General features: G+C 75.6%; 11 protein-coding genes. 6 read left to right on the top strand and 5 right to left on the bottom strand.

Annotated features, from left to right (window positions below):
- Positions 1-17: 17 nt before the first annotated feature.
- From AB0D45_RS12570 to AB0D45_RS12590, 5 genes are all read left to right on the top strand, one after another.
- Positions 18-2,801, top strand: coding sequence for a SpoIIE family protein phosphatase (locus AB0D45_RS12570; protein ID WP_362457714.1), 2,784 nt, complete (start codon positions 18-20; stop codon positions 2,799-2,801).
- A 35-nt stretch (positions 2,802-2,836) separates the two neighbouring features.
- Positions 2,837-4,360: a sugar ABC transporter ATP-binding protein gene (locus AB0D45_RS12575; RefSeq protein ID WP_362457717.1), complete on the top strand. Its 1,524-nt coding sequence runs from the start codon at positions 2,837-2,839 to the stop codon at positions 4,358-4,360.
- Complete coding sequence (locus tag AB0D45_RS12580; RefSeq protein WP_362457720.1) at positions 4,357-5,391, top strand: ABC transporter permease; 1,035 nt, start codon at positions 4,357-4,359, stop codon at positions 5,389-5,391. Before AB0D45_RS12575 ends, AB0D45_RS12580 begins: the two co-directional genes overlap by 4 nt.
- Positions 5,392-5,421: 30 nt before the next feature.
- Positions 5,422-6,558 carry a substrate-binding domain-containing protein gene (locus tag AB0D45_RS12585; protein WP_362457723.1) on the top strand — a complete coding sequence of 379 codons (1,137 nt, stop codon included), beginning with the start codon at positions 5,422-5,424 and terminating at the stop codon, positions 6,556-6,558.
- A gap of 156 nt (positions 6,559-6,714) precedes the next feature.
- Positions 6,715-8,139: a hypothetical protein gene (locus AB0D45_RS12590; protein WP_362457726.1), complete on the top strand. Its 1,425-nt coding sequence runs from the start codon at positions 6,715-6,717 to the stop codon at positions 8,137-8,139.
- 13 nt (positions 8,140-8,152) lie between these two features.
- On the opposite strand, the gene AB0D45_RS12595 is transcribed toward AB0D45_RS12590, so the two are convergent.
- The 5 genes from AB0D45_RS12595 to AB0D45_RS12615 all read right to left on the bottom strand — a co-directional run bounded on the left by AB0D45_RS12595 (position 8,153) and on the right by AB0D45_RS12615 (position 17,359).
- Complete coding sequence (locus AB0D45_RS12595; protein ID WP_362457729.1) at positions 8,153-9,496, bottom strand: M1 family metallopeptidase; 1,344 nt, start codon at positions 9,494-9,496, stop codon at positions 8,153-8,155.
- Between the two features lie 36 nt (positions 9,497-9,532).
- Complete coding sequence (locus AB0D45_RS12600) at positions 9,533-13,621, bottom strand: Pls/PosA family non-ribosomal peptide synthetase (protein ID WP_362457732.1); 4,089 nt, start codon at positions 13,619-13,621, stop codon at positions 9,533-9,535.
- 156 nt (positions 13,622-13,777) lie between these two features.
- Positions 13,778-14,143, bottom strand: a complete 366-nt coding sequence (locus AB0D45_RS12605; RefSeq protein ID WP_362457735.1) for an NTP pyrophosphohydrolase — start codon at positions 14,141-14,143, stop codon at positions 13,778-13,780.
- Between the two features lie 82 nt (positions 14,144-14,225).
- Entirely contained in the window at positions 14,226-14,855 is a 630-nt protein-coding gene (locus AB0D45_RS12610; RefSeq protein WP_362457738.1) for a hypothetical protein, read from the bottom strand.
- A 74-nt stretch (positions 14,856-14,929) separates the two neighbouring features.
- Positions 14,930-17,359 (bottom strand): SpoIIE family protein phosphatase, encoded by a 2,430-nt coding sequence (locus AB0D45_RS12615; RefSeq protein WP_362457741.1) that lies wholly within the window; start codon positions 17,357-17,359, stop codon positions 14,930-14,932.
- A gap of 168 nt (positions 17,360-17,527) precedes the next feature.
- On the opposite strand from AB0D45_RS12615, the gene AB0D45_RS12620 reads away from it, so the two are divergent.
- On the top strand, positions 17,528-18,070 hold the full coding sequence (locus tag AB0D45_RS12620; protein ID WP_361610641.1) for a hypothetical protein: 543 nt from the start codon (positions 17,528-17,530) through the stop codon (positions 18,068-18,070).
- Position 18,071 lies beyond the last annotated feature (1 nt).

Here is an 18,071-nt window from a genome sequence, read left to right on the forward strand (position 1 = left end):
CGAGGGAAGTGGTGCTCATGGGTCTCGTGGACGACCGCATCGGCCCCGTGCAGTCCCGCGACCGGTTCCTGCACGGCGGCTCCGCCGAGTCGGTCGTGCGCAGCGTGCGCAGTCCGATCCTGAGCTCGTGGCAGCGCAGCATGCTGCTCGGACTGTCACCGGACCAGACCGAGCTCCCCTTCACGCACGACTTCGACGCGGACGGCCCCCTCGTGCGCGCCGCCGCGCCCGTGCTCGACCGGCTGGCGTCCATCTTCGCGGGCAGCCGGATGAACATCTGCCTCGCCGACGGCCACGGCACCGTCCTCGAACGGCGGTTCGGCGACAAGTCGCTGCCCGGCCGGCTGCCCGCCATCCAGACGCAGCCCGGCTTCGTCTTCGCCGAGCGGGTGGCGGGGACGAACGGGATCGGCCTCACCCTCGCGGAGCGGCAGCTCGTGCAGGTCAACGGCGCCGAGCACTTCGCCGAGCGGTCCCAGTCGAGCGCGTGTACCGCGGTGCCCGTTCGGGACCGGCTCAGCGGGCACATCGAGGGCGTCCTGTGCCTCGGCTACCCCTATACGGACGCGGACCCAGCGCTGGCCCCGGTGGTGCGCAAGGCCGCCGAAGCGATCGAGCGGCGGCTGATGGAGCAGAGTTCGGCCCGCGAGCGCGACCTGCTTCAGGCCTACCTGGAGGCCGGGAGCCGGCTGCGCGCCCGGACCGTCGGGGCGGCCGCCCTCGACGGGCATCCGCTGACCCTGGCGGAGCTGCTGCTGAGCGAGCTGGAGCAGAGCGACCGGACGACCCTCAAGGAGAAGGCCACCGAACTGCTGTCCGGCGCGCGCCGGGCCGCCGCGGAGGTGTCTCTGTCCCGCGGACGGCGGGTCACCCTGGTCAGCCGCCCGGTGACGAGCCCCTCCGGGGTGGAGGGGGTCGTCGTCGAGGCACTGCTCCCCGACGAGGAGGAGCGGCACGCCCCCGCTCCCACCCACGCCCCCGCTCCCACCCAAGCCCCGGCCCTTGCGCACGCCGCCCCGCCGCCGCCCGGGCGCCTTCCGCCCGGTTCGGCCCCCGCCGGCTCCGGGCGCGGCGCGGTGCGGGGCCTGGTGCTGGTGGGCGAGCCGGAGGTGGGGAAGTACGCCGTCGCGGCCCGGCGCCGCCTGGAGCTGCTGGCCGAGGCCAGCACCCGGATCGGCACGACGCTGGACGTGGGCCGCACCGCCTGGGAACTGGCCGACACGGCGGTCCCGAGACTGGCCGACTTCGTCACCGTCGACGTGCCCGAATCCGTCCTGCGCGGGGAGGAGTCGGCGGACCCCACCGGCGAACTGCACCGCACGGTGGTCCACGGCATCCGCGACGACTGCCCCTTCTACCCGGTCGGCGAGCGGGTGGAGCTGCGACCGACCACGCCCCACATGCGCTGTCTGGCCACCGGGCAGCCGGTGCTGGAGCCCGACCTGAAGGCGGCCTTCGGCTGGATCGCCCAGGACCCGGACCACGCCGAGCTGCTCCTCGCCCACAACATCCACTCCCTCGTCACCGTCCCGCTGCTCGCGCGCGGCGTCGTCCTGGGGGTCGCCGGCTTCTACCGTTCCCGCAACCCCGCCCCGTACAGTGACGACGACCGCGCCCTGGCCAAGGAACTCGCCGCCCGCGCCGCCCTGTGCATCGACAACGCCCGCCGCTACACCCGCGAGCACACGCTGGCCCTGACCCTCCAGCGGAGCCTGCTCCCCCGCGGCCTGCCCGAACAGAGCGCCGTCGAGGTCGCCCACCGCTACCTGCCCGCCGAAACCGGCGTGGGCGGCGACTGGTTCGACGTCATCCCTCTGTCCGGGACCCGCGTCGCCCTCCTCGTCGGCGACGTCGTCGGCCACGGGCTGCACGCGGCGGCGACCATGGGCCGGCTGCGCACCGCCGCCCGCAACTTCGCCGAGCTGGAACTGGCCCCCGACGAGCTCCTCACCCACCTGGACAACCTCATGGTGCGGCTGGACCGGGAGGAGGGCGGGGACGACCCGGCCTTCGGCGGGACCGCCATCGTCGGCGCCTCCTGCCTGTACGCGGTCTACGACCCGACGACGCAGCGGTGCGTGATGGCCCGCGCCGGCCACCCGCCGCCCGCGCTGGTCCTGCCCGACGGCACCGTCTCCTTCCCCGACCTGCCCGCCGGCCCCCCTCTGGGCCTGGGCGGTCTGCCCTTCGAATCGGCCGAACTGCACCTTCCGGAAGGCAGCCGGCTGGTCCTGTACACCGACGGGCTCGTCGAGGACCGCCACCGCGACATCGACGTGGCCCTGGACGAGCTCCGGCGCACCCTGGCCGCCGACCCCGGCCGCTCCCCCGAGGACACCTGCCGGGCGCTCCTCGACGCCCTGGCCCCCGAGCACCCGGCCGACGACATCGCGCTCCTCGTCGCCCGTACCCGTGCCACGCCCGCCGACCGGATCGCCACCTGGGAGCTGCCGGCCGACCCGGCCCGCGTCTGCGACGTGCGCGCAGCCGCCCTGGGGCAGCTCAGCAGCTGGGGCCTGGAGGAATCCGCCTTCGCGACCGAACTGCTGCTCAGCGAGCTGGTCACGAACGGCATCCGCTACGGCGCCGAGCCCATCCGGGTACGCCTCATCCACGACCGCACCCTGATCTGCGAGGTGTACGACGCCAGCAGCACCGCCCCGCGCATGCGTCAGGCGGCCAACACCGACGAGGGCGGGCGGGGCCTGTTCCTGGTGGCGCAGCTCGCCCAGGCCTGGGGCACCCGCTACACGCCCGAGGGGAAGGTCATCTGGGCCGAGTGCGCCCTGGACGCGGCGTGACCTGATCGCGCCCGATGATCCTCTAGAGTCGGGGAATGAGCCCACCTCCGCGCTTCGGTGGAGAACCTCTGGTGCGCGTGCGCGGTCTGTGCAAGCGCTTCGGCGGCACCCTCGCGCTGGACTCGGTCGACCTCGACCTCCACCGGGGCAGCGTCCTCGCCCTGCTCGGCCCCAACGGCGCCGGGAAGTCCACCCTCATCAAGGTGCTCGCCGGGGTCCACCGCGCCGACGCGGGCCGGGTGACGGTGGCCGGGCAGCCCCTCGGCTCCCACGGCGCAGCCCGGCACCTGTCGTTCATCCACCAGGACCTCGGTCTGGTCGAGTGGATGACGGTCGCCGAGAACATCGCCCTGGGCACCGGCTACCCGCGCCGCGCGGGCCTGATCTCCTGGCGCCGCACCCGGGAGCAGTGCGGGGAAGCCCTCGCGGTGGTCGCCGGGCACCTCGACGCCGACGCCCGGATCGCCGATCTGGCCCCCGCCGAGCGCTCGCTGGTCGCCATCGCCCGGGCGCTGGCCGCGCGGGCCGAGGTCATCGTGCTCGACGAGCCGACCGCCACGCTGCCGGCCGCCGACTGCGCCCGGCTGTTCGGAGTGCTGCACACCCTGCGCGACCGGGGGCACGGCATCCTCTACGTCACCCACCGGCTCGACGAGGTGTACCGGGTCGCGGACGGTTTCGCCGTCCTGCGCGACGGCCGGCTGGTCGAGCGGGGCGCGGTGGCGGACTACGGCCCGGCCCGGCTGGTGCAGGCCGTCGTGGGCCACGAGCCGGCCCGGCGGCGGCCCGCCGCCGGGCCCGCGGGAGCGCCCCTGCTGCGTCTCGACGGCGTACGGACCGCGCACGCTGGACCGGTCGGCCTGGAGCTGCGCGCCGGCGAGGTCCTCGGCATGGTCGGCCTGACCGGCGCCGGGCACCGGGAGGTGGGCCGCGCCCTGGCCGGAGTACGGCCGGTGCGCGGCGGCCGGGTGCTGCTCGGGGGCCGCCCGTACCACCCGCGCACCGTCGCGGGCGCCCTCCGCGCCGGTGTCGGCTTCGTGGCCGGGAACCGCCAGGAGGAGGGCCTGGCCCCGGACCTGACGGTGCGGGAGAACTTCCTGGCGAACCCCCGCGCCGCCGGTGTTCCCTGGTGGCGCTGGACCGCGCCGCGGCGCGAGCGCGCCGGGGCGGCCGCCCTGATCGACCGGTTCTCCGTACACCCGCGCGACAGCGAGGTGCCGATCGCCACCCTCTCGGGCGGCAACCAGCAGAAGGTGGTGGTGGGCCGGTGGCTGCGGGGAGGCCTGCGGCTGCTCGTCCTGGAGGAGCCGACGGCCGGTGTGGACGTGGGTGCCAAGGCCGTGATCCACCGGCTGCTCGACGAGGCGGCGGCGTCGGGGCTGGGGGTGCTGCTCGTCTCCGGCGACTTCGAGGAGGTCGCGGACGTGTGCCACCGCGCCCTGGTCTTCGTCCGCGGAACCGTCCACGCCGAACTGGCCGGCCCGGACCTGACCGTGGCCGCGCTCACCCGGACCGCCTCGGCCGTACCGGCCGTCACCAAAGCCGTGCCCGGCCCATGACCCGTTCCCTCTCGTCCCGTTCCCCGCTGGACCGCCTGCACGGCCGCCACGTCGGCAGCTACGGCCTGCCGGTCCTCGCCGCCCTGCTGTTCCTGGTCTTCTCCCTCGTCCTGCCGGACACCTTCCCCACCCGGGACAACGTCGCGGCGATCCTGTCCAGCCAGGCCATCCCCGCCGTCCTGGCGCTCGGCGCGACGATCCCGATCGCCACCGGCAGGTTCGACCTGTCGATCGGCTACGGCCTCGGGCTGGCGCACGTCATGGTGATGCGGCTCGTGGTCACCGAGGGCTGGCCCTGGCCCCTGGCCTGCCTGGTGGTGGTGTGCGCGGGCGCGGCGGCCGGCGCGCTGGCCGGCGTCATCGTGGAGTTCGGGCAGATCGACTCCTTCATCGCCACGCTCGGCACCGGCAGCATGATGTACGCCGTCACCGGTTGGATCACCGACGGCGCCCGGATCGTCCCCGGTCCGCAGGGTCTGCCCGCCTCCTTCACCGCGCTCTACGGCTCCCGGTTCCTCGGGCTGCCGCTGCCCGCCTTCTACGTCCTGGCCGTCGCGGCCGTGCTGTGGGTGGTGCTGGAGCGGCTGCCGGCCGGCCGCTGCCTGTACGTCATCGGCTCCAGCCCGCGGGCCGCCGCCGTCCTCGGCATCCCCACGCGTGCCTACTGCGTGGCGGCCTTCGCCGGCTCGGGCCTGGTCACGGGCTTCGCCGGGGTGCTCCTCGCCGCCCAGCAGCAGACCGGCAACCCGAGCGTCGGGCTGGACTACCTGCTGCCGGCCTTCGTGGGCGCCCTGCTCGGGTCCACCACGATCCGGCCCGGCCGCGCCAACGCCCTCGGCACGGTCGTGGCCGTCGCCGTGCTCGCCGTCGGGCTCGCCGGGATCGGCCAGCTCGGCGCCCAGTTCTGGGCCACCCCGCTGTTCAACGGCGCGACCCTGCTCATCGCCGTCGGCCTGGCCGGTTACGCGGCCCGCCGCCGGCTGCGCGCCGGGGCCGCCGCGTCCCGCCGGCCGCCCGGGCCCACCCCGTAGTCCCCGTACGCGCACCACGCCAGGAGCACCGTGTACCCGAACCGCAGCACCCCCCTCACCACCGCGGCCCTGCTCGCAGCGGCCGCCGTCCTCCTGGCCGGCTGCGGGCGGGGCCCGTCGGCCGGGAGCGGGCCGTCGGAGGGCGGCTGCCCGGCCGCCCTCGCCCGGGCCGAGGCGGCCGTGCGGCGGGCCGAGGGCACCGGAGCGTCCTGGAACGGCCCCGCCACCGGCCCCGCCGCGGTCCCCGGGCGCAGCCTCGTCTACGTCGCCCAGACCATGACCAACCCCGGCGTCGCGGGCGTCGCGAAGGGGGTCGAGGAGGCGGGGCGGGCCATCGGCTGGCCGGTCCGGGTGATCGACGGGGAGGGCACGCCGGCCGGCATCCAGGCGGCGCTCGGCCAGGCCGTCACCCTCAAGCCGTCGGGCATCGTGATCGGCGGCTTCGACCCCCGCCTGACGGCGCAGCAGATGGCGCGGGCGGGGGCGGTGCACATCCCGGTGATCGGCTGGCACGCCGTGGACGCCCCCGGGCCGAGCAGGGACCCGGCGCTCTTCACCAACGTGACCACCGAGGTGGAGGACGTGGCGCGGATCAGCGCCGACTGGGTCATCGCCGGGTCGCGCGGCGCGGCCGGGGTGGTCCTGTTCACCGACGACTCGATCCCCTTCGCCCGCAACAAGGCCGAGCTGATCAAGCGGGAGCTGGCCACCTGCCCCGGGGTGCGGATCCTGGCGTACGAGAACATCCCGATCCCGGACGCGAGCAGCCGCACCCCGCAGGCGGTCTCCTCGCTCCTGTCCCGGTTCCGGAAGGAGTGGAGCCGTTCGGTCGCCATCAACGACCTGTACTTCGCGGACGCGGCGGCGGCCCTGCGCGCGGCCGGGCGGCCCGGCGGGGGTCCGCCGCTGAACATCGGCGCGGGCGACGGCGACCCCTCCGCCTTCCAGCGCATCAACTCGGGCCAGTACCAGGCCGCCACGGTGCCCGAGCCGCTGTCCCAGCAGGGCTGGCAGATCGTCGACGAGTTCAACCGGGCCTTCGCCGGCCGGCCGGCGAGCGGCTACGTCGCCCCCGTCCACATCGCCACGGCGGCCAACAGCCGGGGGGCCGTCTCCTGGGACCCGCCCGGTTACCGCGAGGCGTACCGCAGGATCTGGCAGCGCTGACCCGCTCGCTCCGTGCATGAAACTTCAACAACCCTGTCAGGCAGGCGAGTTGGGCCCGACCCGATATGACCGGCACCCTGCGCGCATGGCATGATCGGCCTTCACGTTACCCATCGGTAACGGCCTTTCACCCCCCAATGCGAAGGTCACACCCACGTGCGTACGCTCGCCAGGCGCCTCCTGGTGCCCGGACTGACCACACTGGCGCTCGCCGCCGCCGGCTGCTCGTCTCCGGCTCCCACGACCGCGGCCGGGCCCGGCAGCCCCGCCGCCCTCGCTCCCGCCGCCGACGGGACGCGCCAACTGGACGTGGACGCCGCCCCCCAGGGGTCGTCCGCCCCCATACCCATCGCCCGCACCCGCGGCGATCAGGGCCCGGAGAAGGCCGCTCTGAAGGTCGCCTCCTACGACAAGACGAGCGGACGGGCCGTCATAGCCGCCGCCCAGCAGGGCGGTGGTCCCCCGCCGAGCCGCTCCGCCGGCCCCTCCGCCGGTCCCTCCGCCGCTCCTACCTCCCCCGCCAAGCCCGTCGCGGTGGGCGACGTGATCGCCAGTGCGCCGGCGCCCGGCGCCCCCGACGGCCTGCTCGCCAAGGTCACCGAGGTCGTCGGGAAGACCGACCGCGGCACCGAGGTGAAGACCGCTCCGGCGACGCTGGCCGCCGCCCTCGGCGACGACAAGGCCGACGGCAAGGTCCCGGTCGACCCGTCCTCGGTCGTCGTCGAGCCCCTCATGAAGGGCGTCACCTTCTCGTGGGCGAAGGGCCAGGGGGCCCGGTTCGGGCCCGAGGGCGCCAAGCTGCCCCTGGGCACCCTGCGGCTCGACGTGGACGCCGCCGTCGACACCGCCCCGGACGCCCCCGCCTCCGCGGGCGCCTCGGTGTCCGGCTTCGTACAGCTCGCGCCCCGCGTGGAGTTCTCGTACGACGGCGGCAAGGGCGCGGGCCACGGTCCGGACGCCGCCTTCCTCGGCATGAGCGGCGACTGGTCCTCGCAGTGGGCGCTCAAGGGCCGCGCCGCGGCGAGCACGGGCGCGCCCAAGCGCATCCCGTTCGCCAAGCTCCGCAGCAACCCCGTGATCCAGGTGGGCCCGGTCCCCGTCGTCGTCAACCTCGAACTGACCTGCTACGTCCAGGTGGAGGCCGACGGCCGGGTCACCCTCGACGTCCGGCAGGACGTCCAGGGCGACTTCCGCGTCGGCGGCAGCTACGCGGCGGGCACGGGCTGGAACCCGGTCAGCACCTCGGCCGTGCGCAGCACCCCCGTGAAGGCGTCGGTCACCGCCGCCGGGCGCGTCAAGGGCGCCCTCGGCGCCGAGGCCTCCGTCGGCCTGTACGGGGCCGTCGGTGTCACCGCGGACTTCGCCCCCTACCTGCGCGGCGAGGCGGACGCCGCGGCGAGCGCGTCCTCCGACGGGAAGACCTCGGCGAACGGCTCCTGGGCGCTGTACGGCGGCTTCGACCTGAACGGACAGCTCCAGCTCCAGCTCTCGGTCTTCGGCACGCCGCTCGTCGAGCGCCGCATCCCGCTGGGCGCCCTGCACCGCGAGCGGCCCCTCGTGAGCGGCCGCGCCGGGCGGTGACGCCCCCGCCCGCTCAGCCGCCCCCGCCGCCGGACGGCGGGGGCGGCAGCGGCGGCAGGGCCGGCTCGTACAGCCAGGCCGAGAACAGGCCGTCCAGCGGTCCGGGGGCGTAGCCGCCCGCATGGGCGGTGAAGGCGCCGGTGGTCACCACCCCGTGGCGGTGCCGGGTGGTCCAGTCGCGGAGCATGCGGAAGAACCGCCCGTCCCCCAGGGCGCAGCGGACCGCGTGCACCGCGAGGCCGCCCCGCTGGTAGAGGCGGTCGTCGAACATCAGCTTGCGGCCCGGGTCGGCCGGCCTGAGGTCCTGGGGCCGCGAGGCCAGCAGGCGGTGCGCGGCGGCCGCGTGCTCGTGCGCGGGGCGGCCGCCGGAGCGCTCCGACCAGAGCCATTCGGCGTACTTGGCGAAGCCCTCGTTGAGCCAGATGTGGCGCCAGTCCGCGATGCCCACGCTGTTGCCGAACCACTGGTGCGCCAGCTCGTGGGCGACGAGCCGCTCCGCACCGCGTACGCCGTCCACGTGGTTGGCGCCGAACAGCGACAGCCCCTGCGCCTCCACGGGGACGTCCAGCTCCTCGTCGGCGACCACCACCGCGTACTCGCCGAAGGGGTAGGGGCCGAACAGCTCCTCGAAGAGCCGCATCATGGCGGGCTGGCGGGCGAAGTCGTGGGAGAACCGGGGCAGCAGGCGGGCCGGCACGTGGGCGCTCTGCGGGACGCCGCCGGAGTCGGGGTCGCCGAGCAGCACCGTCCGGTACGGGCCGATGGAGAGGCCCACCAGGTAGCTGGGGGTGGGCGCGGGCTGCTCGTACACCCAGGTGGTGGTGCTGGACCGGGTGGTGCGGGTGAGCAGGCGGCCCACGGCGGCCACCGTGTAGGCGGAAGGGACGTTGAGCGAGATGTGGTAGCTCGCCTTGTCGGCCGGGCGGTCGTTGCACGGGTACCAGGAGGGCGCTCCCACGGGCTGGCTGGCGACCAGCGCCCCGTCGGTCAGCTCCTCCCAGCCGATGCCGCCCCAGGGGCTGCGCACCGGCCTGGGGTTGCCCGCCCACTGCACCTCGACGGTGAACGCGGACGTGGCGGGCAGGGGTTTGGCCGGCCGGACGCGCAGCCGGCCGGCCCGGTGGGCGTACTGGGGGGCCCGGCCGTCCACCAGGACCCGGCCGACGCGGAACGCGGCCAGGTTCAGCTGGAACTCGGCCAGCGCGGCCGGGCCGGCGATGGCGCTGAGCCGCGCGGTCCCGGAGAGGCGGTTGGGCCCGGGCCGGTACTCCAGGGCGAGTTCGTACCGGTGCACGCGGTACCGGTGGTCGCCGTTGTCCGGGAAGTAGGGGTCCGCCGCCCCCGTCTGGCCGCTCATCGCCGGTTCCGCTCCCTGCGCTGTGCCCGGGTCCGCTCAGGACCGCCACGCCTCGATCGGATTGCCCAGCCACCGGGTGCCGGCGGGGACGGACTCCCCGGCCATCACGAGGGAGGCGGGACCCAGGGTGCTGCGTTCCCCGACCGTGCTCCCGGGCAGGACGATTCCGCCCGGGCCCAGGGTGGCGCCCTCGCGGAGGACCACAGTATCCGTCCGCATGATCCGGTCGTGGAAGAGGTGCGTCTGCAGGACGCAGCCGCGGTTCACGGTGACGGCGTCGCCGAGGGTCACGAGGTCCGCTTCGGGCAGCCAGTGGCTCTCGCACCACACGCCGCGGCCGATGCGCGCCCCGAGCCCGCGCAGCAGCAGGACCAGCAGCGGTGTGCCGGGTACCGATCCGGCGAGCCAGGGCACGGCCAGGACCTCCACGAAGGTGTCGGCCAGTTCGCCCCGCCACACGGAGCCGCTCCACAGCGGGTGCTCCCCCCGGCGGTGGCGGCCCGCCAGCAGCCACTTCGCGGCGACGGTGACCGCGGCGGCGGCCGCACCGGCGGTGAGCAGCACCGCCCCCGAGGCCAGGGCGGCTCCCGCCACGCCCAGCGCGCTCCCCGAGCCGAGGGCGCACAGCGCCGCCAGGGTGAGGACGGCCAGCGCGGCCGAGCAGAACACGGGGAGCAGCCGGCCCAGCTCGACGAGCCCGCGCGCCCACAGGAGCCGCGCGGGCGGGTCGTACGTACGGCTGCGGTCGGCGGCCGCGGCGGACCGCGGCAGCCTGACCGGGGGCAGACCCAGGTAGGAGCTGCCCTTCTTGGCCTTCTTCGGAGTGGCGGAGAGGACGCCGACCAGCCCTCCGTCGGGCACGGTGCGGCCGGGCGCGGTCATCCCGGAGTTGCCGAGGAACGCCCGGCGGCCGATCTCGGAGCGTCCGATCCGCACCCAGCCGCCGCCCCGTTCGCAGGGGGCGGTCAGGGTGTCGTCGGCCAGGAACGCGCCGTCGCCGACGGTGGTGAGGCTCGGCAGGGCGAGCACGGTGGACACCTCCGCGCCCCGCCCGACGCGCATGCCGAGCAACCGCAGCCACACCGGTGTGACCAGGCCGGCGTACAGCGGGAAGAGCGTCGCACGGGCCAGGTCCATCAGCTGGACCACCGCCCAGGCCTGCCAGCCGACGCGGCTGTGGGTGGGATGGGTGCCGGTGCGCAGTCCGAGGCTGAGCAGCCGTACGGCGGCCAGCAGGAGCAGCGCGTACGCCAGGGCGTAGGCGAGTGCCCCGGGCACCACGGCGAGGAGGGCGCCGCGCAGGGCCTCGGCGGGGCCGGCGTCGGCGGGCACGAACCGGGCGGCGACGAGCAGGGCGGGCAGGGCGGCGAGCAGGGGCAGGGCGGTGAGGCAGGAGCCGGTGGCGCCGTAGACGGCCCGCCAGTGGGCGCCGCGCGGCGGGCGCTCCTGCGGCCAGTCGTGCTTGGCCCGGCCGAGCTTGACGGCCGGGGCTCCGGCCCAGCGCTGGCCGGTCGGGACCTGTCCGGTCACGGCGGAGCCCGGTGCCACCTCGGCGCGCTTGCCGACCCGTGCGCCGGGGAACAGCGTGCTGCGGGTGCCGACCACCGCGCCCGCGCCGATCCTGACCGGGCCGATCTCGAGCCGGTCACCGTCGAGCCAGTGGCCGCAGAGGTCCACCTCCGACTCCACGGCGCAGCCGCGGCCGAGCCTGAGCATGCCGGTGACGGGGGGCAGGGAGTGCAGGTCCACCTCGGGGCCGACGCGGGCGCCGAGGGCCCGGGCGTAGCGCTGGAGCCAGGGGCCGGTGAGGGAGGTGGCGCCGGAGTACTCGGCTAGCCGTTCGGCCGTCCACAGCCGCAGGTGCACGCTCCCGCCGCGCGGGTGGCGTCCCGGCCTGACCCCGCGCAGCAGCAGGCGCGCGCCGCCGGCGGCGACCGCGAGGCGGCCGGGCGGGCTGAAGAGCAGGGCCGCGCCGGCGGCGACGTACCACCAGGAGGCGGTCGGCGCCCACGGGTACGGCCCGAGCCGGTGCAGCAGGTTGCCCAGGGCCAGCGCGACCACCGTCCAGCGCAGGCCGACGAGGGTGAACAGCGGGAGCAGCAGCAGGCACTGGGCGGCCCTGGAGCGCAGCGGCACCGGTGCGACGGTCCGGGCGGCGCCGTCCTCGCGCACGGACCTCTCCAGCCGCCGGGCCAGTCTGCGCAGCGTCGGGTTCTGGTAGACGTCGAGGACGGCCACCCGGGGGTAGCGGGTGCGCAGCCGGGTGGTGAGCTGCGCGGCGGCGAGGCTGTTGCCGCCGGCCGCGAAGAAGTCGTCGGCGGGGCCGGTCACGGGGACGCCGAGGGTCTCGCTCCACTGTTCGGCGAGCCAAGCCTCCGTGCCGTACAGCTGCTCGGCGGGGCCCGCCGTCTCCGGTCCCGGCAGTGGCCAGGGCAGCGCGTCGCGGTCGACCTTGCCGGAGGTGCGGGTCGGCAGGGCGTCGACCGGCGCGAGCAGCGGTACGAGCGCGGCGGGCAGTTCGGCGCGCAGCCGTTCGAGCGCGGCGGTGCGGTCCCAGCCGTCCTGGGTGACGAGGTAGCCGACGAGGAGCTGGTTGCCGCCGCGGGCGGTGCGGACGGCGGCGGCCGCGCCGGCGACCCCGGGCAGGGCCTGGAGCGCGGCGTCGACCTCGCCGAGTTCGATCCGGCGGCCGCCGAGCTTGACCTGCTCGTCGCTCCTGCCGAGGAAGACCAGGCCCTCCGGTTCGGCGCGCACGAGGTCGCCGCTGCGGTAGGCGCGCGGCCAGCCGAGGGATTCCAGCGGGGCGTACTTCTCGGCGTCCTTGGCGGGGTCGAGGTAGCGGGCGAGGCCGGCGCCGCCGATCACGAGCAGGCCGCTGCCGCCCATGGGGACGGGCTCGCCCGTGGCGTCGACGACGGCCAGCTCCCACCCGCCGAGCGGGAGTCCGATCCTGACGGGTTCCTCGCCGGTCAGGAGGGCGGCGCAGGCGACGACGGTGGTCTCGGTGGGGCCGTAGGTGTTCCAGACCTCGCGGCCCTCGGTGACCAGGCGGGCGGCCAGTTCGGGCGGGCAGGCCTCCCCGCCGAAGATCAGCAGCCGGACCTCGTCGAGGGCCGCGGGCTCCCAGAGCGCGGCCAGTGTCGGCACGGTGGAGACGACGGTGATCTCCTGCTCCACCAGCCACGGACCGAGGTCGGCGCCACTGCGGACGCGGTGGCGGGGGACGGGCACGAGGCAGGCGCCGTGGCGCCAGGCCAGCCACATCTCCTCGCAGGAGGCGTCGAAGGCGACGGAGAGCCCGGCCATGACCCGGTCGCCGGGCCCGATCGGCTCGTCGGCGAGGAACAGGGCGGCCTCGGCGTCCACGAAGGCGGCGGCGCTGCGGTGGCTGACGGCGACGCCCTTGGGCCTGCCGGTGGAGCCGGAGGTGAAGATGATCCACGCGTCGTGTCCGGGGCCGGGCCGGGCGGCGGGGGCGGGAGCGCGGGGGCCGGCGGGGCGCGCGCCGTCAACGGGGTCGATGCGCCGTCCGGCGCCCATCACCGCGCGTACGCCGGCTTCGCCGAAGACCAGCCGGGCCCGCTCGTCCGGGTCCTCGGCGTCGACCGGCACGTAGGCGGCGCCCGCGGCGAGGACGGCGAGGACGGCCACGTACAGCTCGTTGGTACCGGAGGGGATGCGGACGCCGACCCGGTCGCCGAGCCCCACCCCGGCGGCCGCGAGCGCCCGCCGCCGGCGCTCGACCTGCGCGGCCAGGGCCCGGTAGGTCAGCCGGGAGGTGCCGTCGTCCAGGGCGGGTTCGTCGGGGTGGGCCCGTACGGAGGCGTCGAAGACGTCGAGGAGGGTGCGGGGCGGGGCGGCGGGCCCGGCGGAGAACAGGGCGTACGCGCCGGGGCCCCCCGGCGGCTCTCCGCCACCGGCCACAGCCCGGTCGGCCTCGCCGGGCGGGACCCCGCCGGGCGGGACCCCGCCGGACACCGCCCGCCCGGACACGACCCGGTCGGGCACAGCGCCTTCGGGCAGGATCCCGTGCGACACCACGCGGCCGGGGGCGGGGGCGGCCTCGGCCGGCCTGGCCCCGTCGGCCGTCAGAGTGAGGTCAGCACGCTCAGGTGTGGCTGCCATGGGCCCTCACGTCTCGCTCCCGGAGGCGTCCGGGGCGCCGGTGGAGCCCGGGTCTGCCCGGGTTGTTCCGGTCCGGCGGCGAACAGCCCACCAGCCTAGGGTCGCCGTGGGGGATTTTCCCGTTGGAGCCCGGGCGTGGCCGGATGCGGTGTCCCTCTAGGACGGTCGCACGCTGCGGGGGCCGGCGCACTGCGCGCCGTAGGCCTTCACCCGTTCGCGCAACGCCCGGTCTGCGGTGACCACCACGCAGGGGCGGTCCGCATGGGCGGCGGCCAGCTCCACGATGCGGTCGTCGCCGCTGCCGGGGGCGGCGTCGACGCGGACGCCGGGCACGGACTCGACGCCCCGGGCCGCGCCCTCGACGACGAGGATGACCTCCTCGCCCGCGTCCCGTCCGGCGAGGAGGTCGCGCAGCCGCTCCGCGGCACCCTTGCGGTCGCGCCACCATCCGTCGGGCACGGAGCCCACGACGTTCGCCGCGTCGACGATCAGGACGGGCCGGCGGCACAGGGGTTCGCTCACGTTCCGTCATTCTGCCACCGCCGTCTCGGGGGCGGCGACGACGAAGACGTCGGACGGGTCGACCGCCGGCTGGGCGGACGGGTCAGCGGTAGCGGGCGGAGGCTGCGGCGAAGGGCCTCGCGTGCGCGGGCGCCGTGGCGAGGAGGGCGACCCAGGAGCCGTCGGTGAACTCGATGTCCATACGGCCCATCTGGAGGGCGCCCGTCGGGTTGGCGCGCACGGCGGCCACGGCCGAACGGGGCACTTCCCAGAACTGCTTCATCACGGGGGTCGTCTGCCACAGCGGCGAGACGTCGCTGAGGCCGAACCAGCGCCGGTCCGTGAGGGCCAGCACGCAGGTGAGCGAACCGCGCACGTTGGCTCGGCCGATGACGAAGTGTCCGGCCGCGCTCTCCCAGCCGCCCTCCATGCTCGTGCCGTGCGTCGCGCGCGAGCCGAGGCCGTCCAGGGCGTCCGGCATCCGGTCGGCCGCGTCCGCCGCGGCGGCCGGCCTCGACCGACGGGGGTCGAGGCCCCGGGACTTGGCCAGCTGCCGCAGCGGGCGGGGCAGGCGCGCCTCGATCCGCCGCTGGAGGTCGGGGGGTTCCGGCGGCGCGAGCATCGACTCGGGAGGGGTGGGCACGCCCGGGCCGAGTTCGTGGGAGCAGGCGGCTATGAGGTGCTCCCCCGGCTGGAGGAACTGCCGGGCCTGTTGGCGACTTTCCTCGTTCAACGGGCGTGCTCCTGTCCTTCTTCGGTGGTCATGTCCGGTGCAGGCGATTCTCCCCCATCGCCCACCGTTCATGATCACCGGGGGCGGGTGCCGGGCACGTTGATGTCGAGGACGCAGATGTCGTCCCGGTTCAGTTGCCGCAGCGCCGCCAGGGAGCGGGCGAGGGTGTCGCCCCGGCCCTCCCGCAGCAGCCGCAGGGCGGTGTCCGCGAGCCGGTCGAGGCCCGCTCCGATGTCCTCGCCGGGGTCCTCCACCAGGCCGTCCGTGTAGAGCAGCAGGTGGTCGCCCGGCAGCAGGTCGATCGTCTCCTGGCCGTACGAGGAGTCGTACGCGGCCCCCAGCAGGCAGCCTTCCGGCTGCGGCAGGAAGCGCGCCTCGCCGTCCCGGATCAGCAGGGGCGGCAGGTGTCCGGCCCGTACCCAGGTCAGGCGGTGGTCCCAGGGCTGGTAGCGGCCCATCACCATGGTGGCCGTCGCCCCGTGCGGATCGACCGCCGTGTGCAGCAGGAGGGTGTTCAGCAGGCGCAGCACCTCCGGGAGGGGGGAGCCGGTGATGGTCATGCCCTTGGTGGTGAACCGCAGCTGGGCCATGGTGCCGACGGCGCCCAGGCCGTGTCCGGCGACGTCTCCGACCACGAACAGGGCGCTCCTGTCCGGGAGTTCGATGGCCGAGTACCAGTCGCCGCCGACGTTGATCCCGCTGTCGGCGGGTACGTACGCGACGTCGACGCGCAGGCCGGCCAGCTCCAGCGACTGTTCGGGGATGGGCAGGAGGGTGTCCTGGAGGCGGGCGGCGAGGGCGCGTTCGGCCTTCAGCATGCCGCGCTGGACGAGGTTGGCGCGTTCGCTCTCCAGCAGGGCCTGTTCGACGTCCCGCTGCGCGGTCAGGTCCTGGAAGAAGCCGTGCACCTCCACCGGGCTGCCGTCCGCGTCCGTCTGGGCCTCCGCGACGATCCGCAGGTGCCGTACCCCCTGACGGGTGCTGATGCGGAACTGCTGGTCGACCGCCCTGCCGTCGGCCAGCAGCCGCTGCACCGCCGAGGCCAGCCTGGGGAGGTCCTCCGCCAGCAGGTGGCGGGGCAGTTCCTCCAGCCGCATCGGGCCCAGCGCCGGCTCCCGGTCGAAGATCGCGTAGACCTGGTCGGACCAGGTGATGGTGTCCGTGACCAGGTTCCAGCCCGCCCAGCCGAGGTTCCCCAGCCGCTGCATGTCGGCCAGCCGGCGGGTCTCCCGCTCGCTCGTGTCGTGGCGGATCCACGACACCACCAGCCGCTCCCCCAGCCGGGCCGCGCGCACGGAGTACACGGACTGCTGCGGCACCCCGGCGCTGACCTCCTCGTAGACGAACGGCTCGCCCTCGTACACCGCCCCGGTGGTCAGGGCGTCGAGGTAGCCCTCCCACAGCGCGGTGCCGGCCACCGTCGGATAGGTCTCCAGGATCCGCCGGCCGACCAGTTCCTTCCCCCGCCGCCCCGCCACGTCCACCGACTCGGGTGCGGCCGCCTCGATCCGGTAGTCCTCGACCTCCCCCGCGCGCGAGCGCAGCGGTGACAGCAGGACCGCGGGTCCGGCGACGGCGTCGAAGACGGTCTGGACGGCGGTCACGTCGTCGCGCAGCGGGTCGGCTCCGTGCGGACCCGGGTCCTCGCGCAGCAGGCCGCCGCAGAGCCGCACGGCCCGCCGCAGCAGGGTCCGGGTGCGGGCGTCGAAGGGGCCCTGGCGGCTGCGGAAGAACCCGACCACCGCCGTCACCGGCGCGCTGCCGGGCACCGGGAGCCAGGCGCGCGAGGGCCACCGGGCGGGGGGATCGCCGATCAGCAGGTACCGGGCGGCGTCCCGGTCCGGGTCCTCCAGCCACACCGCCTCGCCGGTGCTGAGCGCCTCCAGGGCGGCCACCCCGCTGAGCGGGGGGATGTGGCGCCACTGTTCGGCCGTCGCGTCGCCCGCGCCGGCCTGTCCGGCGAGCGCCAGGCTGCCGGCGGCCGCCACGGTGTAGATCATCACCGCGTCCACGTCCTCCGGCTCGGCGAACACCGACCGCAGCAGCTCCGCGACCTCGTCGGGGGTACGGACGCCTGCCAGCCCCTGGGCCAGCCGGGCGAGCAGCGACCGGCTCCCGGCCCGGGGCGTTCCGGAGACGAGGTAGCGGCTCGTACGGAAGGGCGAGGCGTCCGGCTGGGCGAGTACGGGGGCCGGGTCCTGTGGGCCGGCCGGCGGCGGCTCGGGAGGGGCGCTGCCCGCCCGCCCCAGCGTGATCCAGCACTCTTCCAGGACGGTGCGACGGCGTTGCGCGGCGCGGTCGGCCAGCAGCTGGTACGCGGCGTCGGCCGAGACGCCGGCCTGGGCCATCACCACGCCCTTGGCACGTTCAAGGACGGCCGTCATCGAGGCGACGTTCTCCAGGTCGACGACCTCGGCACGCAGCCTGGCCACGACCCTGGCCAGCGCCAGCAGCTCAGGGGCCGCGGCGTCGCCCGCGGCGGGTAGCACGGACTCGCCCTCCATAGGTCGAGGATGCCATGCCGGAGGTGGGGCGGATGTACTGTACGGCCCTCCGCCACCCTGCGCGCGCAGCTGTCCGGGACCGTGTGGCGCCGGGCCGCCGGGTTTGTCGGGCAGCAGGGTGGGCAGCCGCGCCGTAAAGGCGCAAGGCCGCCAGGACGGAGGCCCAAGATGTCCACAAGCACGCTCATAGCGGTGATCGTCGCCGGGGTGGTCGTGGTGATCGCCCTCGCCACGATTCTGTGGCTGCTGGCGCGGCGGCGCCATCTGCGCGACCGCTTCGGGCCGGAGTACGCGCGCACGGTCGAGGAGAAGGGCGGCGCGCTGGCCGCCGAGCGCGAGCTGCGCGCCCGTGAGGCCCGGCACGACCGGCTCGACATCAAGGAACTCCCCGCCGACCGGCGGCGCCGGTACGCCGAGGAGTGGACGGGCGTCCAGGAGCACTTCGTCGACCGCCCGGCGGGCGCCGTCGACGAGGCCGACGACCTGGTGTCCAGGCTGATGCGGGAACGCGGCTACCCCACCGAGGGCTTCGAGGGGGCGGTGCGCGACCTGTCGGTCGAGCACGGCAGCACGCTGGAGCACTACCGCGCGGCGCACGACGTCCGGACGCGGAGCTCCGCGGGCCGGGCGACGACGGAGGAGCTGCGCGGGGCGATGGTGCACTACCGCGCCCTGTTCGAAGAACTGCTCACGGACCAGAGGAGCCGGTGAG

Source organism: Streptomyces sp. NPDC048352 (assembly GCF_040651895.1).
GTDB lineage: Bacteria > Actinomycetota > Actinomycetes > Streptomycetales > Streptomycetaceae > Streptomyces.